Consider the following 24,532-nt stretch of genomic DNA (forward strand, 5'->3'; position numbering starts at 1 on the left):
TAATAGAAGAACAATTCAGACTTTAAGGAGTGTTCATTCAATGAAATTTTTATCTTTTCGTTTTGAAGACAAGCTGCTTTATGGTGTAAAAGTAAAAAGAGAAGAAGCAGCATGGAACATCGTGCGTATTCATAAAGAATTAATTCCAAACGAGGATGTTCCGGCGACTTTGCTCGAAGGAATTCAAAACGGAATGGAACTTCAGGAAACAGTCCGAAAATGCATCCGTGCAGCAGAAGAAAGCAGCCAAGTGTCAAGATTTAAAGTAAGCTTTACAGATTTAATTTGGGAAGCACCGGTTCCGCGCACACCTAAAAATGTGATATGCATTGGGAAAAATTATCGTGATCATGTACTCGAAGTAGGTTCAGATAAAGATCTTCCTGAGGATTTAGTAGTTTTCACAAAAGCATCAACTTCCATTACTGGAGATAATTCATTAATTCCATCCTATGAAGAACTTACCGATTCGCTTGATTATGAGGGAGAACTCGCTGTAGTCATCGGTAAAAAAGGGAAAAATATTCCGAAGCAGCAGGCGTTTGATTACGTATTTGGATATACCATTATAAACGACGTGACTGCTCGAGATCTTCAAGCCCGCCATAAGCAGTTTTATCTTGGCAAAAGCCTGGACCAGACCTGTCCGATGGGTCCATATCTTGTTTCAAAAGATGAAATCCCAGCACCTGAGCAGCTGAGCATTGTGACAAAGATTAATGATGAAATTCGTCAGGACGGCAATACAAAAGATATGATTTTTCCGATTGAGGACATTATATCAACCTTATCAAAAGGGATGACGCTTGAGCCGGGTGATGTCATTGCCACAGGAACGCCTGCAGGTGTAGGAAAAGGTTTTACTCCTCCTAAGTATTTAAAGCGGGGAGATCAGGTGAAGGTTTCCATTCAGGGGATCGGTACGCTGACAAATGAAATAGGGGAATAAGGAGTCTGCAACTATTTCCACTCCTCCCATACTAGAATGTCTTCGCGATTGTTTCGCGGGGACATTCTCTATTTTTATCTAAAAGACAAAAAGCAGGGTGGGAGTTGAATGAGTGAAATAAAAGGTCAGAGGGGCAGGTTTAACATTTGGAGTACTTCCCGCTTGCAAGCTCTGCCGTCAGTCAAAGAGTGAATCTGTCATGAAGCTGACAAGGTTTTTGCTTCTATTGGAGGGGGAATATGATACCATAAGAAAAGCAATGAGAATCTAAGGAGGAGTAGCATGTTCGAAACAACAGGATTACATATTGCATCATGGGTTATAGGAATCATATTATTTTTTGCTGCATACGGGCTGCATAAACAAGGCAATGCAAAAGGAAGTAAAATTACTCATATGATTTTACGACTATTTTATTTGTTCATCATTGGGACAGGAGCGGCTCTTTTTATCTTCCATTCTTCTATTGATGCAGCTTTATATGGTGTAAAGTTTTTACTGGGTATATTAACCGTTGGCTTCATGGAGATGGTGCTCGTTCGAACGAAAAAAGGAAAATCAACTCAAGTAGTATGGATTTTGCTGGTGCTGGTTTTGCTTGGAACCATTTATTTGGGATTCCGTCTGCCGGTAGGATATAACTTTTTTGCGTAAAAGGAAAGTCGCTTTAGGGCGGCTTTTTTTATTGACTGAAATTCGCTGTTCATAATCAGACTTTATGTATTTGCGGAGTGCGGGTAAATAGATTAGGAGAGTCCCAATTGCCCTTAGTTCTTCATTTGGGTTTACTCTGTTTATCTAACTGAAATCTGATAACGTTCACAGACCGCATTGTAAATTGTTTTCATACCGACACATGTGTATAATTAAATTATAACAAAGTTATGTATAATATTTGTATAACAATTGTACATATATATGGGTCCTTGAATGTGAGAAATGGAGGCGAATATGGATGCCTGAAAAAATAGCTGTTATTGGCGCTGGTCCGGGCGGATTAGGAGCGGCCATGCTGCTTGCCAGTAAAGGATACAAAGTAGATGTCTATGAAAAGCAAGCATTCGTCGGGGGAAGAAACAGCTCTTTTCATATGGGTGGATACACATTTGATGTCGGTCCAACCTTTATGAGTATGCCCGAGATCGCTGAAGAGCTTTTTAAAGAAGCCGGGAAAAACCTTCATGACTATGTGGAGTTAAAAGAACTGCCTATGATGTATGAATTGGCTTTTCCTACTAAACAGGTGAAAATGTATCGCGATCCTGAAAAAATGAAAGAGGAAATAGAGAGGCATTTTCCAGGTGATAGTGAAGGGTATGACCGGTTTATGAAAGATACAAGAGTGAAGATGGATGCCCTTCGCCCTATCCTTCAAACTAAAATGGACCGTTATTACGAGTATTTAAGCTTCAAGATTTTAAGAGCACTGCCTCAGCTGTCCCTCGGTAAAAGTTTATATGATGTACTAAGCAAGTACTTCCGTCACGAAGAACTTAAGCTTGGTTTCACTTTTCAGGCAAAATACCTGGGGATGTCCCCTTGGGAATGTCCCGGCGCGTTTTCTATACTTTCTTTTATGGAGCACGAATATGGCATCTTTCATCCGATCGGGGGAGTGAATAGACTGTCAAAAGCGCTCGCACAGGCTACAGAAGAACTCGGAGGGACGATCCATTTAGGAAATGGAGTTAGCAAGCTCATCCTGAATGAACGGAAAGAGGTAAAGGGACTGCTGCTCGAAAACGGTGAAAAAATCGAAGCCGATGAAGTGGTCATAAATGGTGATTTTTCTCATGTTATGTCCACCCTTGTTGACGATGGAGTGCTGAAAAAATACGCTCCTGAAAAGCTGGCAAAGAAAAAATATTCCTGCTCCACATTTATGATTTATCTGGGAGTCAATAAAAAATACGATTTGCCTCATCATACGATTTCTTTTTCAGATGATTACAAAAAAAATGTTGAGGAAATAACCCAAACGCAATTACTTTCCGAGGATCCTTCCATCTACATTCAAAATGCTTCCGTAACAGACCCTACACTTGCTCCGGAGGGCAAATCCGCATTGTATATTTTGGCCCCGGTACCGAATAATCTCAGCAAGATTGACTGGGAAAAACATAAGCAGGCGTTCAGGGAGTTAGTGCTTGATTCGGTGGAAGAAAAAACGGGCTTTAAAAACATCAGAGAGCATATTGAAGCTGAACGGATCCTCAGCCCCGTTAACTGGGAGCGGGACTTTCATGTATATGAGGGAGCCACATTCAGCCTGGGCCATCACCTTAGTCAAATGATGGCGCTGCGTCCCCATAATCAATTTGAAGAACTAGGCAATACCTGGCTTGTTGGAGGCGGCACGCATCCCGGCAGCGGACTTCCAACGATTCTGGAGTCTGCCAGAATTACAACAAATATGCTGCTGGAAAAATCAGCCGGGAGAAAAATAAGTCATTCCCAGCCAGAAAGCAAGGAAGCCTTATGAAAAATATAGCAATAGCAGGCGGAGGAATCGGGGGCATGATGGCTGCTCTTATGCTATCGAGAAAAGGATTCCAGGTAACGCTTTATGAAAAAGAAAAGAATCTCGGCGGCAGACTGGCTTTTATGGAGCATGAAGGCTATAAAGTAGACAAGGGACCCACAATTGTTTTACTGCCTGAAATGCTGAAGGAACTCATGATGGAAGCAGGAATTGGCAGCAGCGAGTATAAGCTGATCCGCTGTGATCCACTGTATGATATTCACTTTTCAAATGGTCATACCTACACAAAATATGCTAGCATAGAAGAACAAATAGAAGAAATTGAACGGGTATTCCCGGGAGAAAGTAAAAATTTCAAACGGTTTATGAAAGATATGGACGCGAGGTTTCATCTGGGCAAGCCCCGCTTCTTGGAGCAGTCGTTTTTAAATCGGTGGGGGTCAGTTACCCCCTCTACTGTCAATGCGCTCCGAAAACTAAATGCTTTCCGGTCCGTAAAAAAGCAGCTGGATTCATATTTCACAAACGAACAGATGAAAACAGCTTATGCACTGCAAACTCTGTATATCGGAGGAAATCCTTTTACAACACCCGCCATTTACAGTTTAGTTTCATTCAGCGAACATCGCCATGGCATTTATTATGTAAAAGGCGGCTACGCGAGTCTGATTGAAGTTTTTGAAAGAGCTTTACAACGAAACGGTGTTGACGTAGTAAGAAATGCGACGGTGCAAAAATTAAACAGAACCTCGAACCGCATAACATCTTTAGTTGTAAACAATGAGAAGGCAGAGGTGGATGCCGTTGTAGTAAATGGCGATTTTCCTTTAGCTGAAAAGCTGATTGGCATGCATGAAAACAAAGCGGGCAGGACCTATCAGCCCTCGTCCGGCTGCCTGCTTCTCTACATGGGGATAGACGGCCAATATGATAATAAAAGGATTCATCAGTTTTATATGGGGGAAGATTTCAGCAAGAATATGAGTGAAATCTTTAAGTCCCGCACGGTGCCAAGTGACCCATCCTATTATGTTTTCCATCCCTCACTCGTGGATGACACGCTGGCTCCTGAAGGGAAAAGTGTCCTGTATGTTTTGATCCCTGTTCCTTCCGGGGAAAAGATCGACTGGGAGAAAGAAAAAACCTCGTTAGCAGACAAGGTAATTGACTCAATGGCAGAAAACGGTTTTGATGGACTTAGAGACAGAATGCAGTGGCTGAATATTCGAACTCCGGCAGAAGCAAAGCAGGAGGGGCTGTATGGCGGCGGAAGCTTTGGAATCTCTCCCTCATTATTTCAATCGGGTCCTTTCCGCCCGCAATTTCAACCCTTTAGAGAAATTGATAATTTATTTGCAGTTGGTGCATCCATTCATCCGGGAGGCGGAATCCCCATTGTTATGCAGGGAGCCAAGCTTCTGGCTGATGGAATTGAACGGAAGTATCTTACAAGGGATGTGATCCATAATGAACAGATCAACCGCCTATGAAGAGTGTGAATCGATCATAAAGCTTCATTCTAAAACGTTCCACCGTGCTTTTTCATTACTGCCAAAAAATCAGCGAAATGCAGTATGGGCTATTTATGCCTTTTGCAGAACTGTCGACGATATTGTGGATGAGAACGAACATCCCAAAGAAGAGCTTCAACTCTTTGAAGAAGAATTTCAACAGTTTTTAGCCGGCAGCCCAAACACGAAAGATGCAAAGTGGTTCGCCCTGCAGGATGTCTTCGCTAATTACGAGATGAATACGGATGCATTTTTGGCTATGATTGAAGGGCAGAAGATGGATATTGAAGACAAATGCTACCGGTCTCTTGAAGATGTATTAAATTATTCCTATCATGTTGCAAGCACAGTGGGATTAATGCTTCTTCCTGTGCTGGCGCCTAAAACACATGATAAACTATTGGACAGTGCGGTTCAATTGGGTTACGCGATGCAGATCACCAATATCCTGAGAGATGTAGGAGAAGATTTGGAGCGGGGCAGAGTTTACCTTCCGCAGGAGCTGATGGACAAGCATGGATACACGTATAGCATGCTTGAAAGGATGGAAAACAATAGCCAATTCAAATTACTATGGGAAGAAATGGCTCAGCTTGCTGAAATCTACTATGACAGAGCAATGACCAAGATCCATGAATACCCGGTCTACAGCCGTCCTCCAGTAAAAGGGGCCGCGGTCCTATACAGGGCGATTTTAGATGAGGTTAGAAGCAATGATTACAATGTCTTTACTGTAAAAAATTATGTTTCAGGCCAGAGTAAAGAAAAAATTCTATCTGCGCATATGGAATAATCTATAACACGGAACGCCTAACAATGTGAACGTTTATGATAGAATAAAATAAAGCCGCCATTCACTCCCTATTAAGGAATGAATGACGGCTTTATTTGTTGAGAGCCTCTGTTTCAGACTGCTATTGAAGAAGAATTGAGCAGCCTATTATCGAAAGAAATTTACATCGATTTTCTCGCTTTAGGTTTATTTATGGAAGACCCAAGTTGATTCAGGCGTTCCACAAGATCTCCATTTGCATTGTCTGTTTGATTAGAGCTTGATGAAGTTAATGATTCTTTAAACTCATATGCATTTGAGCCATGTTCTGAATAGTCCAGACCGGCAAGTTCTTCTTCTCTTTCTACGCGGATCCCTCCGGCAGCTTTCAGAATATAGACGCTTCCACCGACAGCAGCTGCCGTCCATAAAATAACTGCACCTACTCCAAGGGCCTGCACACCAAGCAATCCAAGACCTCCGCCATAAACGGCGCCATTAGCAGTATCAAAAAGTCCGACCGCAAGCGTTCCCCAGATCCCGCAGACACCATGAACAGCAATTGCTCCAACTGGATCGTCCACACGTAAAACAACATCAATAAAGCGAATTCCTTCTACAAGAATAACCCCTGCAATTAACCCGATAATAATGGCGCCTAACAGGGATACATTTGCTGTCCCGGCAGTAATCCCCACAAGACCGCCGAGTGCTCCGTTTAATGTAATGGAAGGATCAATCTTTTTAAATCGTATTCTTGAGTATAGTGCTGAGGCGACTACACCGCCAGAAGCTGATAACAGTGTCGTTGAAATAACAACTGGAACCAATGACGGGTCAGCAGCAAGAGAACTTCCGCCATTAAAGCCAAACCAGCCAAACCATAAGATAAATACTCCGAGTGCGCCTAGAGGAATATTGTGTCCCGGGATGGCGTTAACACTTTTACCGCTATATTTACCAATACGTGCTCCCAAAAAGAGTACAGCAATGAATGCTCCAACTGCTCCCGTTAAGTGAACGACAGTAGATCCGGCAAAGTCAACAAATCCAAGCTCCGAAATCCAGCCTCCGCCCCAAATCCAGTGACCGACAACAGGATAAATTGCACCCGTCATCAAAATGGTAAGAAGCAAATAACTGCTCAATTTCATTCTTTCTGCAACAGCACCGGAAATGATCGTTGCACAGGTTGCGGCAAATACAGCCTGGAAAACAAAAAAGCCTATATCATCAACACCTTGCAGTGCAAAACCGGATGTGCCAAAAAAGCCGTTTGAGTTGCCGAACATAATCCCGTACCCAACTAAAAAGTAGAGGATTGAACCAAGTGAAATCGTCAGGATATTTTTCATTAAGATATTCAGACTATTTTTCGCCCGTGAAAACCCTGACTCTACCATTGCAAACCCTGCGTGCATAAAAAAGACTAAGATAGCAGCAATCATAATCCACATAGTATCAACGGATAATTGAACACTTTCAGGAGTCACAGGGGCTGCGAATGTAGTAGTAGATAATAAGCTTCCTGCAATAACGATCGACCCAATTTTTTTCTTCATTGTTGCACCTCCATATGTTATATCTTGCTTATAAAACTGCTTCTTTACCACGTTCTCCATTTCGAATGCGAATCACTTCTTCAATCTGAGAGATAAATATTTTTCCGTCCCCAACCTGCCCAGTTCCGCAGGCTTCGATAATGGCTTCAACGATTTCATCTACTTTGTGGTCTTCGGACACCATTTCCACTTTAATTCTTGAGACAAGCGGTAGCTCGTAAGTTGTACCCCTGAATGCTCCTTTTTTTCCTTTTTGATTTCCGCAACCGGCGGCTTCAAAAACAGTTAAGCCGCTGATCCCGATATGCACCAGTGACTGGCGAAGTTCCTGAAAAACTTCCGGCCGGACAATTGCCTCGATTTTTTTCATTACTTTCACTCCTCATTTCTCATGTTAGGTTTTATGACATGAACTATGTACCTAATAATATTCAGAAAATTGATAAAATGCAACCCTTTTTTGTAAAAAAATAATTTTAATGTGAGAAAACCTAACATGAAAAAGGGGCTGCCAACTGGCAAACCCCTTGTGAGACAACCATTCATTCAATTTTCAGCATGAACAAAATGTTTTTTTACCCATACTCTCGAGCGCCATCTTTTCAACATGATCAATCCTCTAATCCACTCATCGCATATAAAAGCGATCCAAATGCCAATAAGACCAAATTCGAATACGATTCCGAGTAAATACGAAAGAAAAGCAGCGATGCCCCACATAAAAATAATTCCTATATATGCAGGGAAACGCACATCGCCTGCTGCGCGGAGTGCATTTATGACAACGAGATTAAAACTTCTCCCTGGCTCGAGCAAAATGGTTAGAAGAATGAGAATGGTTCCAACTGAAATAATATCCGGATTATCCGTGAAAATACCAAGCAGCTGCTCAGCGAAAAGAGAAAATAAAACAGCCATGAAGATTGATAAGTAAACAGAGATTTTCAAACTTTTAATGCAGCGTTTATAGGCATCTTCATATTCACCTGCGCCTACCATTCTGCCAATTAAAATCTGCGATCCCTGACTTATTGCGACTGCGAATAAAAAGATAAACATCATGATATTCTGAGTATAAACTTTAGTTGTAATGGCTTCTGTTCCGATCATAGCAATAAAGGCAGTGATAACTAGCTGGGAAGCATTGTAGGATAGCTGCTCTCCTGCTGATGGTATGCCGATTTTAAGAAGATTTTTAATATGTGCATAAGGCAGTGAAAACAAACGCACAAAAGGCAGTTGATTCGGCAGACGCTTTAGTAAAAGTATAAATATAATGATAAATCCAATAATCCGGCTGCCGATAGTAGAGTAGGCTACGCCTTCCACTCCCAGAATGGGAAAGCCGAGCGGTCCGAAGATAAATAAGTAGTTTCCAGCCACATTCAGTATATTCATAGCTAACGTTACATACATGGCATCTTTTGTGTACCCATAACTTCTTAAGATCGCTCCTATGGTCATTATTAAAGCCTGAACAAATAAAAACCCTCCAACAAATTTCAAGTAAAAGGATGCTTCACTTAAGAGTTCAAGAGGAATATCCATCATCTTTAAAACCCAATCATCAAAAAGGACAATCAGCAGACTCAAAAAAGCACCAAAAGCGAAATTTGCCGCCAGCGAGACGACTGAAACCTCAGCAGCACTATTATTTCTGCTGCCGCCGATATACTGCGCAATTAAAATAGAAGTACCCGTCGCTATAAAACCGAACATCACAATCAGCAAAAATAGGATTTGATTGGCTACACCAACAGCTGCAACGCTGTTATCGGAATACTGGCTAAGCATTAGTGTGTCTGCATTTCCCATCAGCATATGCAGTGAAATTTCGATAAAAATTGGCCATGTTAATGCGAAAAGCGTTAATTTTTCCGGTTTTTTCATTTTTGATCCTCCAACTTGAACACCAAAGGGACTGACCAATAAAGTAATGGACAGTCCCGGTTTTGATTAATGGCTTAGTTTGATAATCTTCGCTTCTAAAGGATCCAAGTTTACTTTTCCTTTATTCCATTTTACTGATTTGCCAGTCAGCAAGTCTTCAGCCTGCGGATCTTCAAATGTAAGCGGCAATTTGATTTTATCTTTTTTATCACTGGTATTTAATAAAACGATGACTGATGTGCTTTCATTTGAACGAATATAGCCAAAGGATTTTTCACTGAGATCAGATGGCAGGAACGAAAAGGTGCCGGCATTAGCGAGCAGAGGCTCGGCTTTGCGAATAGCGATTAATGACTTAACCCAATCGAGAAGCTCTCGATCCTGTTTAGTTTCGTCCCATTCCATGCATTTTCTGCAGCCCGGATCCTGTCCGCCTGTTATGCCGATCTCATCTCCGTAATAGATAGACGGAGTGCCATAGTACGTTAATAAAATGGTGAATATTAGTTTGAGCATTTCCTTGTTGTTCTCGCATTCTGTCAGGATTCTTGGGGTGTCATGACTGCCGACCAGATTAAAGGTGACCTGATTAATGTTCTTAGGATACATATGCTGAACCTTGGTCATATCTTCCACAAATTCTTTAACGGTTAAATCTTTTTTAGCGAAAAGCCGTAAAACATTCGTTGTAAAAGGGTAGTTCATTACTGCATCAAATTGATCGCCTTTAAGCCATGGGATAGAATCGTGCCAGATTTCTCCTAAAATATACAACTCTGGATTAATTGCTTTTACCTCTGACCGAAAATCTCTCCAAAAAGCCTGATCCACTTCATTCGCAACGTCGAGCCGCCATGCATCAATATCAAATTCTCTTGCCCAATACCTGCCGCATTCAAGTAAATAATTTTTCACTTCAGGGTTTTCTGTATTCAGTTTAGGCATCATGTATGTGAATCCGAACGTATCGTAATTTGGTTTAGGTTTTGTCTCCACATGGTAGTCCCATAAATGGAACCAATCATTGTACCTGGACTCTTTACCTTTTTTCAGGACGTCCTGAAAAGGAGGGAAGTAATAACCGCTGTGATTGAATACTGCATCAAGCATGACGCGGATCCCCCGTTTCTTGCATTCGTGAACAAGTGTTTTGAAGGTTTCTTTTGAGCCGAACTGAGGATCAATTTCAAAATAGTCAATCGTGTCGTATTTATGGTTCGATGTGGCAGTAAATAATGGATTGAAATAAATACCGGTAACGCCGAGTTCCACCAGATAGTCCAAATGGTTTATAATTCCCTGCATATCCCCGCCAAAAAAACTGTTTACCTTCGGATCTTCACTTCCCCAGGGAAGAGTGCCTTTCGGATTTAAAGAAGGGTCCCCGTTTGCAAAGCGCTCAGGAAATATTTGATACCATACTGTGTCTTTAACCCATTCAGGAGCTGTAAAGATATCTGCTTTATTGATATAAGGGAAGCAAAAGTATTCTCCAATGTCTTCGGGCGGTGATTCTCTAAACCCTTTTTCACCGAAGAAAACGCTTTCTTTCCTATTATATAGCTGAAAACCGTAGCGGAGCCTTCTTAACTCCGGGGTCACTACTGCGATCCAGTAATCGTATAAGGCATCACTTCCGCTGATCGTCATGGGGATTGAGGTGAAATTCCAGAGACTGTCAGTCCAGTCGTAAGGATCCCCAAGCAAAAGTTTAATTTCGTCTACATCTTTTTTCTTTGTTTTAATCTGGATATGTAATTCTTTTTCATTCATTGCATACGCGTCAATACGGTCGGCTCGGTGGTGAACGGCTTCTCTAATCATCAAATCGGCTCCTTTATGAATAATTGAATGGCGGACCATCCCAATTGGTTATAAGATTATGGCAACAGATTAGGTCTGTCAACGGGTTAGTGACAAAGAATGAATAGAGGGGGAGAATAGAACCAATCATCCAGTAACAAAAAATATGAATTTATTAGAAAAGTTTTTAAAAAAGTATTGTATTATTCTCAAAGTAAATTATAATAAAAGGAGGTTGTGCAATCGTTTTCACAAAAAGAATGTAAGCGGTTTAGATGTTGTTGTAGAGAGCAATAGCATTTTTATAAAGAGAAATTGTGCAAACGGTTGTTCAAACCCGGATAAAAACCTTTAGGAGGGGTCAATTTTGAAAAAGTATGCATCAGTTTTAGCTTCATCATTACTTTTGGCAGGCGTATTAGGCGCTTGTGCACCGGATCGTGAAGAATCTGGAGAAACAACAGATGGGGGCGGTTCCGGATCAACAGAAGAAGCACCGGAAACATTAAAAGTCTGGGTAAATGACAGTGAAGAACAGAAAGCAGTGCTGGACAAGCTTTTTGATAAATACACAGAAGAAACAGGAATCGAAATTGAAACAACGCCAATGAATATGCTCGATCAAATCGAAGCATTGAATCTTGATGGTCCTGCAGGCAACGGACCGGATTTATTTTTCCAGCCGCATGACAGACTTGGAAACATTCTTCTTCAGAATCTAGCTGCACCGATGGATTTGGGTGATGCGCAAGATGATTATTCTGAAACAGCAATAGATGCTGTTACGTATGAAGGAGAGGTTTATGGTGCTCCTTTAGTAGTTGAAACATATGCGACTTTCTACAATAAAGATATGGTGGATGAAGCACCGGCTACTATGGACGATCTAATGACGATCGCAGAAGAGCAGACAGATGAATCTACTGAAACGTACGGTTTCTTAATGGAAGCAGCTAACTTCTACTTCTCATACCCGTTCTTCGGAGCCAATGGAGCGTATGTATTTAACAACGAAGATGGAGCTTACGATGTAGAAGATATCGGCCTTAACAACGAAGGTGCGGTAGCAGGCGGAGAATTAATTCAATCTTGGTACGAAAACGGATATATCCCGGTTGAAGTCAACGCTGATATCATGAATGGCTTGTTTGCAGACGGCAAAGTCGGCGTTGCCATCACAGGTCCATGGCAGATCCCGGCATATCAAGAAGCGCTTGGTGATAGCCTTGGAACAGCAATTCTTCCAACGGTTGACGGAACAAACGCAACATCATTTGTAGGAGTTAAATCGTGGATGGTTTCGGATTACTCAGAAAACAAAGAAGCAGCAACAGACCTTGCTTTGTTCCTGACAAACGAAGAAAATTCAACTCAATACTTTGAAGAAGCTGGCGAACTTCCAGCTAACCAGGCAGCACTTGAAAGCGAAGCGGTAACTTCAAATGAGCTGATTGCTCCATTTGCTGAGCAGATTCAATATGGCACTCCAATGCCATCAACACCAGAAATGCAGCAGGTATGGGATCCAATCAACAATGCGCTCCTATTCATCGCTCAAGGTGAAGATGTACAGGAAGTACTTGATGAAGCAGTTCAAACAATCAAAGATAATATCGCTGCAGCGCAGTAAATAAACAAAAATTCATGACTCTGGTGGATAGAAGGATTCCCTCCTTCTATCCACTGCATTTTTAAGGAAGAACTTTCTTCTAGAACCTCGCTAGGGAGGCGATGACATGTCGACTGCAAATCCAACAGCAAAAAAATCACATAACCCCAAAACAGCTGTTATTTTATCCATCTTACTTGCGGGTTTAGGTCAGTTGTACAACCGCAGATACGTAAAAGGAATTCTTTTTATCATTCTTGAAATTTCATTTATTTTAACTCTCGGGCGTTTTTTAAATCTTGGTCTATGGGGTCTTACTACACTTGGTACTATAGAAGGTACTGATCATTCAGTTGTTCTATTAATCTATGGATTGGTTTCACTTATTTTGATCGCATTTTTCGTAACACTTTATATTGTTAATGTTAAAGATGCAAAAAGAGATGCCTTGCGGATTCAAAATGGAGAAAGAGCACCAACCTTTAGAGAAGCTGCGGGAAATGTCTGGGATAAAGGGTTTCCTTATTTCTTCGTAACACCCGGCTTAATCATGCTGGCATTTATTGTCATCCTGCCATTGATGTTTACGGTAGCATTAGCTTTTACCGATTACAGTCAATACAATCAGCCTCCAAGAGCGTTGCTTTCGTGGATAGGATTCGATAATTTTGCACGCTTATTCTTTGAAACCGGCGGAGCAGGAAATAATATCTGGCAAGATACATTTATTAGTGTTTTCACGTGGACCATTGTATGGACGGTTGTGGCTACAACGCTTCAAATTGCGCTTGGTTTATTTTTGGCGCTGATCGTAAATGATCCCCGGATTAAATTTAAACGTTTAATTCGCACTATCTTAATTTTGCCTTGGGCAGTACCGGCTTTCGTTACTATTCTGGTGTTCGCAGCTATGTTTAACGATCGGTTCGGTGCCATTAATACGGATATTCTGGCAGTTTTCGATTTGTCGATCCCATGGTTACAGGATCCGTTTTATACGAGAATTGCATTAATTATGATACAGACCTGGCTAGGCTTTCCGTTTGTTTTCGCTTTATTTACGGGAATCCTGCAAAGTATTTCAAAAGAGTGGTATGAAGCAGCCGAAGTGGACGGTGCAAACCGTATGCAGAAATTCAAAAGCATTACGCTTCCGCATGTTTTATATGCAACAGCCCCTCTATTAATCATGCAATATGCAGGAAATTTTAATAACTTCAATATTATCTATCTATTTAATGAAGGCGGGCCAGCCGTCCGGGGGCAAAATGCCGGCGGCACAGATATCTTAATTTCCTGGGTATATGATCTGACCTTTACATTAAATCAATACAGTATGGCCGCAGCGATAACGATCATACTGGGACTTATCGTAACGGGATTTGCGTTTTTCCAATTCAGAAAAACACGCTCGTTTAAAGAGGAGGGGAATTTATAATGAGCCGAAAAGCAAAATCCACATTAGAAGTCACGTTAATCTACTTATTCCTGGCTTTTATGGCCGTTATTATAGGATATCCTCTGCTTTGGACAGTAGGGATGTCTTTAAATCCTGGTACTAGTCTTTATTCAGCTCAATTAATCCCGGATAATTGGTCCTTAGTGCATTACAAGTGGTTATTTACAGATCCGTCAAGTGACTATTTAATCTGGTATAAGAATAGTGTCATTGTAGCAATTGCCAATGCATTTTTCTCAGTTGTATTAACGTCTTTTGTTGCATATGCATTTTCACGCTATCGTTTCGTAGGAAGAAAATATGGTTTGTATGCATTTTTACTGCTGCAAATGTTCCCTGCTATGATGGCTATGGTCGCAATTTACGTTATGCTCAACATGGTTGGCTTGCTTGATTCACTAATTGGACTTACTTTGATCTATATTGGAGGTCAAATTCCTTTTAACGCTTGGCTAGTAAAAGGTTATTTTGATACAATACCTAAAGAACTTGATGAAGCGGCCCGCATAGACGGTGCAGGCCACCTGGGTGTGTTTTTCAGAATTATGCTTCCGCTGGCAAAACCGATTTTAGGTGTAGTGGCATTGTTTAACTTCATGGCGCCATTTGTAGACTTTCTGCTGCCGCGAATTATTCTTAGAAATCCTGAAAATTTCACACTTGCACTTGGGCTGTTTAATTTCATCAGCAACCAGTTCGATAATAACTTCACCCGATTTGCTGCAGGTTCAATTCTGATCGCTGTGCCTATCGCGATTGTTTACCTTCTGTCTCAGCGTTTCCTTATCTCCGGTCTCACAGCTGGAGGAACAAAAGGATAATATTTCATAGAAGATGAGCAATATTGCATGATCGCTCCGGTGAGACAGAACCTGCACAACGGCTGAAGCAGCAACTATTATATGTTTATCAGGCAGCAGCTTTATAAACAAAAGGAGGAGGGGCAGGGATGAGAAGAGTGAACACAGCTCTTTTTCTCATCACTATCCTCCTTTTTAATAGCGTTTTGACTCCTTCTGCAGGCGCTGTTGAAAAGGAAGAGAGAAAATGGCAGGATGAATCAATTTATTTTCTAATGGTGGACCGCTTTTCGAATGGAGATACTTCTAACGATGCGTCCGTCAACACGCAGGATCCTAAAGCGTATCATGGCGGTGATTTTCAGGGGATTGAAGATCAGCTGGATCATATTGAAGAAATGGGTTTCACGGCCATCTGGCTGACGCCTGTTTTTCAAAATGAAGAGGGCGGTTATCACGGCTATTGGATCGAAGATTTTTATGAAACAGATGAACATTTTGGAACGATCGATGAATTTAAAAGTCTCGTGGATGCTGCGCATGATCGGGACATCAAAATTATTTTGGATTTTGTCGTGAACCATACCGGACCCAATCATCCATGGACAGAAGATCCTGAAAAAGAAGATTGGTATCATGAGGAATCAGCCATTATAGATAATAATGATACTGAGCAAGTTCAAAATGGCTGGATTTATGGTTTGCCGGATTTAAACACTGAAAACCCAGAAGTGAAGGAATACTTATTTGAAGCAGCAAAATGGTGGATCGAAGAAACGGACATTGACGGCTACAGGCTTGATACGGTCAAGCATGTACCGGAAGAATTCTGGGGAGAATTTTCGCAGGAAGTAAAATCCGTAAAGGACGATTTTTATCTGATTGGTGAAGTATATGATACTGACATCAGGAAAATAGCCGAGTATTCAGATACCGGCATCGACGGGTTTGTCGATTTCCCGCTTGCTGAGCAGATGAGATCTGTTTTTCAGGATGTCGACACAAATACCTCGCGTCTTTTTAATTTCTGGGATTATAACCAGGAGTTTTTCCCTAACCCTTATTTAATGGGAACATTTATAGATAATCATGATATGTCCAGATTTACCCGGCTTGCAGTTGATAATAATATGCATCCTGTAACAAGGTGGGAACTCGCGACGGTCTTTATGTTTACAGTGCCTGGTATCCCGATTATGTATTATGGATCCGAGATCGCGCTGGACGGTGGAGAAGATCCGGATAATCGCAAATTAATGAACTTTAATTTGGATGAGGAACTGAAGGATTATATTGGAGAGGTCGGAAGACTCCGTCAAGAGCTGCCTTCATTGACACGGGGAACACTTGAAGTTCTTCACAATGAAGATGGGATGCTTTTGTACGAAAGAAAGTACGAAGATGAAACTGCCATTATTGCCATAAACAATACAAGCAGCACTCAATCTGTAACGCTAAATTCCGATCAGCTTGAAGAGAATGGTGAATTGCGGGGATTGCTGAATGGCGATCTTGTTCTTGAAAGCGATGGGGAATATGTGGTGGTGTTAGATCGAGAAGAGGCAGAAATTTATGTACTGACTGAGAAAGCCGGTTTTAATTACGGGTTGTTGGCAGCCGTCGCAGCCGTTTGGGTATTCTTTATCGGGATTTTTATTTATATGGCTAAACGCGTCAAAAAGCGTACAGCTTAATGGGGTTAAAGAAGCTGGTGCATAAAAGTTGTACCAGCTTTTCCTGGTGAATAATTGTAAGCGTAATCAGATTAGGGGTGGTTCTATGTCGATAACAATAAAAGATGTTGCCAAGCACGCTAACGTCGCACCCTCTACGGTGTCAAGAGTAATTGCAAACAATCCGAGAATTAGTGATAAAACAAAAGAAAAAGTCAGAGCAGCGATGAAGGAACTGGGGTATCATCCGAATTTCATTGCCCGCAGCCTTGCGAATCAGTCCACACAGGTTATAGGGCTGGTAACTCCAGGATCCTCTGATGTGTTTTTTCAAAATCCTTTTTTTCCAACTGTTTTGCGAGGACTTAGTGAGGGAGCACATGAAAAGCAGTATGCTCTTCAGCTGGTAACGGGTCAAAACGAAGAGGAGATCTACAACGGGGTCGTTCAAATGGTGCAGGGGGGAAGAGTGGACGGGGTTGTCCTCCTGTATTCTAAAGTAGAGGACCGAATTTTAATGTACTTGAGAGAAAGAGATTTTCCATTTGTGATGATTGGAAAGCCTTTTAACTATGTTGAAGAAATTACCCATGTGGATAACGATAATTTTCAGGCTGCTAAAGATGCTGCAGATTTTCTCATTGAATTGGGACATGAACGCATATCCTTTATAGGCGGGGATGAAAATTTAGTTGTCACGGTCGAACGGCTGATGGGATATAAAGATGCGCTGAATTTGGCAGAACTGGCGTATAGAGAGGATTATGTACTTCATCAGAGCTTTTTGTTAGAAGGCGGTCAGGATGCCGTATGCGAGCTGATGGAGCTTCCTTTGAGAGAAAGGCCTACCGCTCTTGTAGTTGCGGATGACTTAATGGCCCTTGGTGTTTTAAACACATTAAATGAGATGGGGATTTCTGTACCTGAAGATATTTCTATTTTAAGCTTTAATAATGTTTTGACCTCTGAAATGGCTAGACCGCCATTATCTTCAGTTGATATAAATATTTTCAATTTAGGATACCATGCTTCCAAACATTTGATTAAGCGTCTGACTAACCCGGAGGAACCTGTCAAGCGCGTCATTATCGAGCATGAGATTGTGAAACGCTTCTCAACTGAACCACCCAGTCAGACCGTTTGATTAAAGGAACAAGAGCAACTAAACAGACCTTGTCTGCTCAACTGAACTCCTTCATTTTTAGATTGAGGAATCCAGAGAGGAGGCAAGGTCTCTTTGCTGTCTTGAAAATTAGAACATTAAATAAACAAAAGGAAAAAGTGTCATTTATACTTACTTTTATCTAAGTTCATTTTTTTTATCGCTTTATAGCCAATCATATTAACCGGGTCCTTAGGAGAGGAAAATGGAGGGGCGTAGGCTATCTCAATATCCTGCAGATCTGTTACTGTGAGGCCTCCGGCGATTGCAGCAGCGATCACATCGATTCGTTTATCCACTCCATCCTTTCCGACGGCTTGAGCCCCGTATATCGTTCCATTCTCAGGTGAAAAATGCACCTTCAGCCTTAAGGGAGCTGCGCCTGGGAAATAGCCTGCGTGCTGTTTGGAATCCTGAGTCACCGTTTCAAATGATAATCCGCTTTCATGCAAATGTTCTTCATTTAATCCAAGTGAGGCAGCATGAAGGGTAAACACCTTGCAGATTGCTGTTCCAAGTGATCCTTTATAAGGAACAGGATTTCCTGTAACATGACGCGCTGCCAAATAGGCCTGTCTATGAGTGGGCCATGCGAGTGGGACCCTTTTCGGCTGTTTTGTAATAAAATCAAAGGTTTCAATAACATCCCCTACCGCATAAATAGATGGATCACTTGTCTGCATAAATTCGTTTACCTTCACCCCGCCTGTTGTTCCAATTTCAAGCCCTGCATGTTTTGCAAGCTGGTGGTTAGGTTTAACCCCGACTGAAAGAATTAAAAAATCAGCTGTAATGATTTGACCGTCTGTTAAATGAAGGGTACATCCGTCTTCTTCAATAGTTTGAATCGTTAAATCCGTATATAAATCGATTCCCTGCTTGATTAGCTCAGCTTCAATTAATTCTGACATATCCCTGTCCAGGACACTGAGCACATGTTCTGAGCGTTGAATCAGATGCACAGTCATGCCCCGTTTTTTTAAGTTATCTGCCATTTCGAGTCCAATGAATCCGCCGCCAACAATGCAGACACTCTTAAATTGGTTTGCTTCAATCTGCTCATGTATTTTCAGCATATCTTCAAACGCACGCAGTGTATAGCAGTTGGCATGAGAGAGTCCTTCAATTTTGGGGATAACAGGAATAGCACCAGGAGATAAAACAAGAGAATCATAGGATTCGGAATACTGAGTATTACCGATATGATCAAGGATCACGACTTCTTTTTTACTGGAGTCTATCCGGACGGCTTCATGCCTTACTCTAACTTCAATATTCCGCTCCTTTTTAAAGGATTCCGGTGTGGCAGCAATCAATTGTTCCCGATCCTGCACGTAGCCTCCAAGATAATAAGGCATGCCGCAATTCGCAAATGACATAGTTCCGGACTTTTCGAGTACGATAATTTCCACTTCTTCATCAAGCATACGAAGCTGGGAGGCAAATGTCGCGCCTCCTGCAACTCCGCCAATGACCATAATTTTTTTCATCATGTTCCTCCTTACTGCTGGGCAGGAGATTCCGGCAATTTATTCAAAAAGAAGATGGCAAGTGTGCCGGGTCCTGCATGTGCTCCGACAGCTGATCCAATCAAACCGGTATAAAAAGAGCTTGAACCAAACTCTTCTGTAATCATGGATTTCATTTCATCTGCAAGCGCCTCATCATCCCCGTGACTGATTCCGATCACTTGCTGATCCAATCCTTCTCCACGCTCTTTCATTACCTCAACAATTCGCTTTAATAATTTCTTTCGTCCTCTTAATTTTTCAAGAGGCACGAGTTTTCCACCCTCCACATGAAGCAAAGGTTTAATATTAAGCAGCCCGCCTATAAATGCTGATGCTTTAGTAACACGTCCGCCTTTTGCTAAATAGTCCAGATCTTCAACTGTAAAGAGATGCTCCATATGTTCACAATGAAATTCTGTGAATTTGACAATTTCATCCCGGTGAAGCCCCTGGTCAGCAAGTTCAACTGCCCGCTGTACGCATAAACCGTACCCAAGAGAGGCAGACTTAGAGTCTATAATAACCAAATCAAGTGAGGGGTATTCTTCTTTAATTTGGTCTCTTACCATTACCGCAGTCTGATATGTACCGGACAATTCTGAAGAAAAGGCTACGTAAAGCCCTTGATTACCTGACTGAGCCAGTTCAGTAAAAACTTCTTCCATATACTTTGGACTTGCCTGTGAGGTTTTAGGTTGTTTGCCATTTCGTATTTCATCAAACACCTGTTTAGAGTTTATGGTTACAAGGTCATCATATTCCTCATCTCCAATATGCACACGAAGTGGAAGCAATGTTACATGATGGTCCTTGAAATATTCCATAGGAAGATCCGATGCACTATCAGCGAATAATTGTAAACTCATATTCATCATCCTTTTTTTCTTTTATAGCTTTAGTTTATCTATACCGTCCTCATTTTACAATGATAGGTGTAGGATGATGTAAAATAGGTTATGAGTATAAAGGAATAAAAAAAGGAGGGAGCAAATTGAAGAATTCAAAGGAATCCTTTCAATTGTCAAAAGTACCACATGAAACACTTTGGCTTGAAATAAGAAAAATAATCGTTGTAATTATAGGTGCAGCATTAAATGCTGCAGCTTTAAACCTCTTTCTTATACCTGCTAATGTTTTTGCAAGCGGCTTTACAGGACTTGCCCAGCTCATTTCCAATATATTAGCCGACTTTACACCTATTTTTATCTCAACAGGAATTTTACTTTTACTATTAAACATTCCGGCCATAATACTGGGGTGGCTCAGAGTCGGCAAAATGTTTACAATTTACAGTTTGGTTTCAGTTGGATTTACAACCATTTTTCTCGCAATCATACCGGTGGTGGAAGTTTCAACCGATATTTTATTAAATGCGGTATTTGGGGGAGTCATTGCAGGGATTGGCGTAGGCTTTACTCTTAAATGGGGAGCATCGACAGGGGGGATGGATATCATTGCTATGATTCTTTCCCGTTTAAATGATAAACCGGTCGGCATTTACTTTTTTACAATGAATGCAGTTATAATTTTGGCTGCCAGTACAATATTCGGTTTGGAAGAAGGGCTTTACACACTGGTTACTCTCTACGTATCTACACGTATGATTGACGCGATTCATACTAGGCATGAAAAACTGACCGTTATGATTGTGACTAAGAAAACCAGTGAAGTGAAGCAGGCAATTCATGAAAATCTGGTGAGAGGGATTACCATTCTACCTGCAAGAGGTGCATTTACAGATGAGCAAAAAGAAATGCTGATAATCGTTATTACACGGTATGAACTTTTTGAACTGGAGCGAATTATTCATTCGGTGGATCCGCACGCATTTACCAACGTTATGCAAACTACAGGGGTTTTTGGTTTTTTCAGAAAAGAAGAATAGGAAATAGAAAAAATTCTTATAGAGGAGCCTGGGACAAAAGTGTCTCAAGCTCTACGACCGGTTCACTGCGCTTCACGCGGACGCTTTCTGCAGGGACGGCGCTGAGCCCTCCTCAGGCTCTGCCTTGCGGGGTCTCAGCTTGCCGTCAAATCCTGCAGGAGTCGCCACCTTCCGCTCCGTTCACCTATTACTAGTAATAAATATATCCTCATTTTTTAAACTTTTTTGAATTTTGTCCCAGCTTTCTCTCCATTCATATATATAATGTGAAATTCAGCAGGGAGCTGAAAGTTTAGAGTCTCCTGCATATCAGTGAATAAGGTTAGCTGAAGCTTTTAACCGAACTGTCACATCCAAAGGTGGTTTGTCTTCATGCCAGTTTGAGCTTTTGCTCTAAAAATAACGCGATGCCGTCATCGTTATTCGAAGCGGTTACTTCGTTTGCAATGGTTTGAATGGAAGTAATGCCATTATCCATTGCGACTCCCGTACCTGCGTATTCAAGCATCTCCAGGTCATTATCTTCATCGCCAAACGCAATAATTCTGCTTCTTGGAATGTGCAGGGAGTCGGATACCTTCTTTATTCCAACTGCTTTATTTAACCCTTTTTTCACAATTTCAATTACATGCCATGGTGCTCCCCATCTGCGGTGGTCAATCACTTCAGCGTGGACGTTACTCAAATGGCTGCGAATATCCTGCACGTCCTTTTCTTCAGCATGGATGAGAAGGCTTGTGGGACTGGCAGGGAGATAGGTTCTTAAATCGCCTGTTTGAATAGACGGGTTGCCAAAACCAAAGATATCAAGCAGTTTTTCATCATGATAATGAAGGTAAACATCATCCAGGATTTCTGCAACAATATTGTGAAAGGAAAAATCCTGACATGCTTCGACGATATTTTTGACGACGTCCAAATCCATCGGATCATGGTGAAATCCCCATTTTTCATTTAATGGATGGTGAACGAACGCACCATTAAAATTTACAATTGGTGAACTAAGTTCAAGCTCTTTATAATAGGATTCACTTGCTCTGTAGGGCCTGCCGGTGGCAATCATGATTTCATGACCCTGTTCTTTAGCTTTAAACAACGTTTGTTTCGTTTTTTCTGAAATGATCTTGTCATCCGTAAGCAGTGTTCCGTCAAGGTCTAATACGATTAAATGTTTTTCCATCGCGGTTGTGCTCCTTTATCAAAAAAGTGGTAATCCTGAACATAGCTTGCCCAAAATAGTGTACCATGTATTGGCCGAATTTCGAATCATTCCATACACTTGAGCAAAATACATGTCATATATTGGCTCTCATGGTAGGATAGCTTGAGAAGATTGAATTGCAGGAGGATTTTTATTTTATGATTACCATACAAAAAGATTGGGTGAATGATATTCCATTGCTGCACGTTGCAAAGCAATCGGAATTCTCACAGCCGCTGCCTACTATAATTTTTATTCATGGTTTTACAAGTGCAAAAGAACATAATCTGCATTTTGCTTATTTACTCGCAGAAAAAGGATTCAGGGTCCTTCTGCCGGATGTTATGCTGCACGGCGAGCGTCATGAAGGACTTGATGAAATGGTGTTGAGCACCCGTTTTTGGCATATGGTGATTCACACAATAGAAGAAATTCAGGACCTTAAAGAGTATTATTCAACTAATGGATTCATAGCAGATGGCAGAATTGGGCTGACCGGCTCTTCTATGGGCGGAATTATCACGCTTGGTGCTTTAACGCAATATAACTGGATCACGACAGCAGTCAGCCTTATGGGTTCACCAACCTATGTTGGTTTTGCAAATGCCCAGATTAATCAATTTAGAAGAAAAGGACTGACGCTGCCAATGACGGATGAAGAAATAGAAGAACAGTTAAATGTACTGACGCGCTATGATTTAAGTCTTCATCCTGATAAAGTAAATAGTCGTCCGTTAATGTTTTGGCATGGAAAGCAGGATACGGTAGTCCCTTATGAACCCACCTATACGTTTTTTAAAACCATCTATCCAGCCTATAAAGACAACCCTGACGATCTTCGATTTATATCGGAAGAAGAGGCAGGTCATAAAGTTTCGAGAAAAGCACTTCTTGAAACAACAAAATGGTTCCAGCGCCATCTTTAAACGAAATATTTTTACTGTGTGCAAGAGTCTGCTATGATAAGGGTAGATTATATGGTATGAGGAGTGAGAGAAATGGATCAGGATCTTAAAGACAGCATTATGGGAGCTTTGGAAGAAGTAATTGACCCGGAGCTTGGTATTGATATTGTCAACCTGGGCTTAGTTTACGATGTATCACAGGAAGAAGAGGGGAAAATTGAGGTTAAAATGACACTTACCTCAATGGGTTGCCCTTTGGCGCCAGTTATTGTGGACCAGGTGAAGGCTGCACTGGCTGACATTCCGGAAGTAGGGGAAGTAGATGTTAATATCGTCTGGAGTCCTGCTTGGAGCAAAGACAATATGTCACGCTATGCGAAAATCGCATTAGGCATTACATGAGGATCTCAAAGTAAAAGGATGGTGCGCAATAAGATGCGCACCATCCTTTTTTATTGCAAATAAAGGACAAGAAAAATAATCGGTCCAACCACTACACAATAAGCGGCAAAATAAATCAGATTTCCTTTAGCCATAATATTCATAAACCACTTTAAAGAAAAATAAGAAGCGACAAAGGAACCTGCAAATGCCAGCAAATAAGGGATCCAAAGGTCAGCAAAGGCATCATTGCTTACTAGATCAGAGATACTTAAAATCATACCGCCGACACTTACAGGAATAAACAGCAGGAAGGAATAGCGCAATGCGGTTTCCTGATGAATGCCTCTTGCCATAGCTGCTACGATTGTTGCACCGCTTCGGCTGATGCCGGGTATTAAAGCCACTGCCTGAGCAAGACCGATAATAATCGCATCCTTTATCGTCATGCCGCCTTCTCCACGGTTTCCTCTAAGGTTACGGATCATAAAGAGAGCAATACCAGTTATCATTAGTGTTCCGGCAACAATTGCCACACTTGCTTCTGCGATATAGTCGCCGAGAAGAACGCCGATAACACCAGCCGGAATTGTTCCAATAAGCAGATAGATAATAAAATCAAACTCTTTTTTATCTGCAGGATTTTTCGTTTTTATGTAACCAAGGCCTCTTATAGCCAGCCGCATGATATCGTCTTTATAAATCAGGAGGACTGCAATTAATGAAGCGGAGTTAACAAGCAGTTCGAATGTAAATGCGCCGCCTTCCCCTCCCTCTAATTCAACGCCTAAAAAATGCTGAGCAAGCAATAAATGGCCGCTTGAAGATATAGGAATAGGCTCAGTAAAACCTTGAAACAACCCTAAAAATAAATATTTTAAAAGTAAATAAACCTGTTCTAATTCCATAGTGACCTCCAATGATGTTTGTTCCTTCAAAACACTCTTGTTCATTTAACCATCTAAACAATTCCATGT

21 protein-coding genes are annotated in these 24,532 nt (G+C 41.4%); 13 read left to right on the forward strand and 8 right to left on the reverse strand.

Going from position 1 to position 24,532, the window contains the following annotated elements:
* Nucleotides 1–40 precede the first annotated feature (40 nt).
* From ACQCT8_RS12070 to ACQCT8_RS12090, 5 genes are all read left to right on the forward strand, one after another.
* Nucleotides 41–949, forward strand: a complete 909-nt coding sequence (locus ACQCT8_RS12070; protein WP_426871423.1) for a fumarylacetoacetate hydrolase family protein — start codon at nucleotides 41–43, stop codon at nucleotides 947–949.
* Between the two features lie 282 nt (nucleotides 950–1,231).
* Nucleotides 1,232–1,603 carry a YisL family protein gene (locus ACQCT8_RS12075; RefSeq protein ID WP_426871425.1) on the forward strand — a complete coding sequence of 124 codons (372 nt, stop codon included), beginning with the start codon at nucleotides 1,232–1,234 and terminating at the stop codon, nucleotides 1,601–1,603.
* Nucleotides 1,604–1,904: 301 nt separating this feature from the next.
* Nucleotides 1,905–3,431 (forward strand): phytoene desaturase family protein, encoded by a 1,527-nt coding sequence (locus ACQCT8_RS12080; protein ID WP_426871427.1) that lies wholly within the window; start codon nucleotides 1,905–1,907, stop codon nucleotides 3,429–3,431.
* The gene (locus tag ACQCT8_RS12085) at nucleotides 3,428–4,921 is read left to right on the forward strand and encodes a phytoene desaturase family protein (RefSeq protein ID WP_426871429.1); all 1,494 of its coding nucleotides are present in this window, start codon (nucleotides 3,428–3,430) and stop codon (nucleotides 4,919–4,921) included. The genes ACQCT8_RS12080 and ACQCT8_RS12085 overlap by 4 nt, the downstream gene beginning before the upstream one ends.
* Nucleotides 4,896–5,735 carry a phytoene/squalene synthase family protein gene (locus tag ACQCT8_RS12090; protein WP_426871634.1) on the forward strand — a complete coding sequence of 280 codons (840 nt, stop codon included), beginning with the start codon at nucleotides 4,896–4,898 and terminating at the stop codon, nucleotides 5,733–5,735. The genes ACQCT8_RS12085 and ACQCT8_RS12090 overlap by 26 nt, the downstream gene beginning before the upstream one ends.
* A gap of 161 nt (nucleotides 5,736–5,896) precedes the next feature.
* Here ACQCT8_RS12090 and ACQCT8_RS12095 read toward each other — a convergent pair whose 3' ends face one another.
* From ACQCT8_RS12095 to ACQCT8_RS12110, 4 genes are all read right to left on the reverse strand, one after another.
* Nucleotides 5,897–7,276: an ammonium transporter gene (locus tag ACQCT8_RS12095; protein ID WP_426871431.1), complete on the reverse strand. Its 1,380-nt coding sequence runs from the start codon at nucleotides 7,274–7,276 to the stop codon at nucleotides 5,897–5,899.
* A 28-nt stretch (nucleotides 7,277–7,304) separates the two neighbouring features.
* The gene (locus ACQCT8_RS12100; protein WP_426871433.1) at nucleotides 7,305–7,646 is read right to left on the reverse strand and encodes a P-II family nitrogen regulator; all 342 of its coding nucleotides are present in this window, start codon (nucleotides 7,644–7,646) and stop codon (nucleotides 7,305–7,307) included.
* A 176-nt stretch (nucleotides 7,647–7,822) separates the two neighbouring features.
* Nucleotides 7,823–9,166, reverse strand: a complete 1,344-nt coding sequence (locus ACQCT8_RS12105; RefSeq protein ID WP_426871435.1) for an MATE family efflux transporter — start codon at nucleotides 9,164–9,166, stop codon at nucleotides 7,823–7,825.
* Nucleotides 9,167–9,232: 66 nt separating this feature from the next.
* Nucleotides 9,233–10,990 carry a glycoside hydrolase family 13 protein gene (locus tag ACQCT8_RS12110; protein WP_426871438.1) on the reverse strand — a complete coding sequence of 586 codons (1,758 nt, stop codon included), beginning with the start codon at nucleotides 10,988–10,990 and terminating at the stop codon, nucleotides 9,233–9,235.
* A gap of 346 nt (nucleotides 10,991–11,336) precedes the next feature.
* Between ACQCT8_RS12110 and ACQCT8_RS12115 the strand changes: the two genes are divergently transcribed.
* The 5 genes from ACQCT8_RS12115 (at nucleotide 11,337) to ACQCT8_RS12135 (ending at nucleotide 17,654) form a co-directional block, all read left to right on the forward strand.
* Nucleotides 11,337–12,599, forward strand: coding sequence for a sugar ABC transporter substrate-binding protein (locus tag ACQCT8_RS12115; RefSeq protein ID WP_426871440.1), 1,263 nt, complete (start codon nucleotides 11,337–11,339; stop codon nucleotides 12,597–12,599).
* 106 nt (nucleotides 12,600–12,705) lie between these two features.
* Nucleotides 12,706–14,016 (forward strand): ABC transporter permease subunit, encoded by a 1,311-nt coding sequence (locus ACQCT8_RS12120; RefSeq protein ID WP_426871442.1) that lies wholly within the window; start codon nucleotides 12,706–12,708, stop codon nucleotides 14,014–14,016.
* Entirely contained in the window at nucleotides 14,016–14,858 is an 843-nt protein-coding gene (locus ACQCT8_RS12125; RefSeq protein ID WP_426871444.1) for a sugar ABC transporter permease, read from the forward strand. Before ACQCT8_RS12120 ends, ACQCT8_RS12125 begins: the two co-directional genes overlap by 1 nt.
* Nucleotides 14,859–14,986: 128 nt before the next feature.
* Nucleotides 14,987–16,531 carry an alpha-amylase family glycosyl hydrolase gene (locus tag ACQCT8_RS12130; RefSeq protein WP_426871446.1) on the forward strand — a complete coding sequence of 515 codons (1,545 nt, stop codon included), beginning with the start codon at nucleotides 14,987–14,989 and terminating at the stop codon, nucleotides 16,529–16,531.
* An 85-nt stretch (nucleotides 16,532–16,616) separates the two neighbouring features.
* Nucleotides 16,617–17,654 (forward strand): LacI family DNA-binding transcriptional regulator, encoded by a 1,038-nt coding sequence (locus ACQCT8_RS12135; protein WP_426871447.1) that lies wholly within the window; start codon nucleotides 16,617–16,619, stop codon nucleotides 17,652–17,654.
* A gap of 140 nt (nucleotides 17,655–17,794) precedes the next feature.
* Here the strand turns inward: ACQCT8_RS12135 and ACQCT8_RS12140 are convergent, their stop codons facing one another.
* Nucleotides 17,795–19,162 carry a CoA-disulfide reductase gene (locus tag ACQCT8_RS12140; RefSeq protein WP_426871449.1) on the reverse strand — a complete coding sequence of 456 codons (1,368 nt, stop codon included), beginning with the start codon at nucleotides 19,160–19,162 and terminating at the stop codon, nucleotides 17,795–17,797.
* An 11-nt stretch (nucleotides 19,163–19,173) separates the two neighbouring features.
* Nucleotides 19,174–20,049, reverse strand: a complete 876-nt coding sequence (locus tag ACQCT8_RS12145; RefSeq protein WP_426871451.1) for a DegV family protein — start codon at nucleotides 20,047–20,049, stop codon at nucleotides 19,174–19,176.
* 125 nt (nucleotides 20,050–20,174) lie between these two features.
* Here ACQCT8_RS12145 and ACQCT8_RS12150 point away from each other — a divergent pair, with 125 nt between their 5' ends.
* Entirely contained in the window at nucleotides 20,175–21,068 is an 894-nt protein-coding gene (locus ACQCT8_RS12150) for a YitT family protein (RefSeq protein ID WP_426871453.1), read from the forward strand.
* A 370-nt stretch (nucleotides 21,069–21,438) separates the two neighbouring features.
* Here ACQCT8_RS12150 and ACQCT8_RS12155 read toward each other — a convergent pair whose 3' ends face one another.
* Complete coding sequence (locus ACQCT8_RS12155) at nucleotides 21,439–22,248, reverse strand: Cof-type HAD-IIB family hydrolase (protein ID WP_426871455.1); 810 nt, start codon at nucleotides 22,246–22,248, stop codon at nucleotides 21,439–21,441.
* A gap of 179 nt (nucleotides 22,249–22,427) precedes the next feature.
* On the opposite strand from ACQCT8_RS12155, the gene ACQCT8_RS12160 reads away from it, so the two are divergent.
* Entirely contained in the window at nucleotides 22,428–23,195 is a 768-nt protein-coding gene (locus ACQCT8_RS12160) for an alpha/beta fold hydrolase (protein WP_426871457.1), read from the forward strand.
* Nucleotides 23,196–23,267: 72 nt separating this feature from the next.
* Nucleotides 23,268–23,576 (forward strand): metal-sulfur cluster assembly factor, encoded by a 309-nt coding sequence (locus ACQCT8_RS12165; RefSeq protein ID WP_426871459.1) that lies wholly within the window; start codon nucleotides 23,268–23,270, stop codon nucleotides 23,574–23,576.
* A 50-nt stretch (nucleotides 23,577–23,626) separates the two neighbouring features.
* Here the strand turns inward: ACQCT8_RS12165 and ACQCT8_RS12170 are convergent, their stop codons facing one another.
* Complete coding sequence (locus ACQCT8_RS12170; protein ID WP_426871460.1) at nucleotides 23,627–24,463, reverse strand: undecaprenyl-diphosphate phosphatase; 837 nt, start codon at nucleotides 24,461–24,463, stop codon at nucleotides 23,627–23,629.
* Nucleotides 24,464–24,532 lie beyond the last annotated feature (69 nt).

The organism is Jeotgalibacillus proteolyticus, from assembly GCF_050107735.1.
In the GTDB taxonomy this organism is placed as follows: domain Bacteria; phylum Bacillota; class Bacilli; order Bacillales; family Jeotgalibacillaceae; genus Jeotgalibacillus; species Jeotgalibacillus proteolyticus_A.

Bases quoted from the DNA above. Each gene is read 5' to 3' on its own strand.
- ACQCT8_RS12105 (WP_426871435.1), bottom strand. From the start codon at position 9,166: ATGAAAAAACCGGAAAAATTAACGCTTTTCGCATTAACATGGCCAATT.
- ACQCT8_RS12155 (WP_426871455.1), bottom strand. From the start codon at position 22,248: ATGGAAAAACATTTAATCGTATTAGACCTTGACGGAACACTGCTTACG.
- ACQCT8_RS12145 (WP_426871451.1), bottom strand. From the start codon at position 20,049: ATGAGTTTACAATTATTCGCTGATAGTGCATCGGATCTTCCTATGGAA.
- ACQCT8_RS12075 (WP_426871425.1), top strand. From the start codon at position 1,232: ATGTTCGAAACAACAGGATTACATATTGCATCATGGGTTATAGGAATC.
- ACQCT8_RS12165 (WP_426871459.1), top strand. From the start codon at position 23,268: ATGGATCAGGATCTTAAAGACAGCATTATGGGAGCTTTGGAAGAAGTA.
- ACQCT8_RS12125 (WP_426871444.1), top strand. From the start codon at position 14,016: ATGAGCCGAAAAGCAAAATCCACATTAGAAGTCACGTTAATCTACTTA.
- ACQCT8_RS12160 (WP_426871457.1), top strand. From the start codon at position 22,428: ATGATTACCATACAAAAAGATTGGGTGAATGATATTCCATTGCTGCAC.
- ACQCT8_RS12130 (WP_426871446.1), top strand. From the start codon at position 14,987: ATGAGAAGAGTGAACACAGCTCTTTTTCTCATCACTATCCTCCTTTTT.
- ACQCT8_RS12095 (WP_426871431.1), bottom strand. From the start codon at position 7,276: ATGAAGAAAAAAATTGGGTCGATCGTTATTGCAGGAAGCTTATTATCT.
- ACQCT8_RS12140 (WP_426871449.1), bottom strand. From the start codon at position 19,162: ATGAAAAAAATTATGGTCATTGGCGGAGTTGCAGGAGGCGCGACATTT.
- ACQCT8_RS12170 (WP_426871460.1), bottom strand. From the start codon at position 24,463: ATGGAATTAGAACAGGTTTATTTACTTTTAAAATATTTATTTTTAGGG.
- ACQCT8_RS12110 (WP_426871438.1), bottom strand. From the start codon at position 10,990: ATGATTAGAGAAGCCGTTCACCACCGAGCCGACCGTATTGACGCGTAT.
- ACQCT8_RS12120 (WP_426871442.1), top strand. From the start codon at position 12,706: ATGTCGACTGCAAATCCAACAGCAAAAAAATCACATAACCCCAAAACA.
- ACQCT8_RS12085 (WP_426871429.1), top strand. From the start codon at position 3,428: ATGAAAAATATAGCAATAGCAGGCGGAGGAATCGGGGGCATGATGGCT.
- ACQCT8_RS12080 (WP_426871427.1), top strand. From the start codon at position 1,905: ATGCCTGAAAAAATAGCTGTTATTGGCGCTGGTCCGGGCGGATTAGGA.
- ACQCT8_RS12070 (WP_426871423.1), top strand. From the start codon at position 41: ATGAAATTTTTATCTTTTCGTTTTGAAGACAAGCTGCTTTATGGTGTA.
- ACQCT8_RS12135 (WP_426871447.1), top strand. From the start codon at position 16,617: ATGTCGATAACAATAAAAGATGTTGCCAAGCACGCTAACGTCGCACCC.
- ACQCT8_RS12100 (WP_426871433.1), bottom strand. From the start codon at position 7,646: ATGAAAAAAATCGAGGCAATTGTCCGGCCGGAAGTTTTTCAGGAACTT.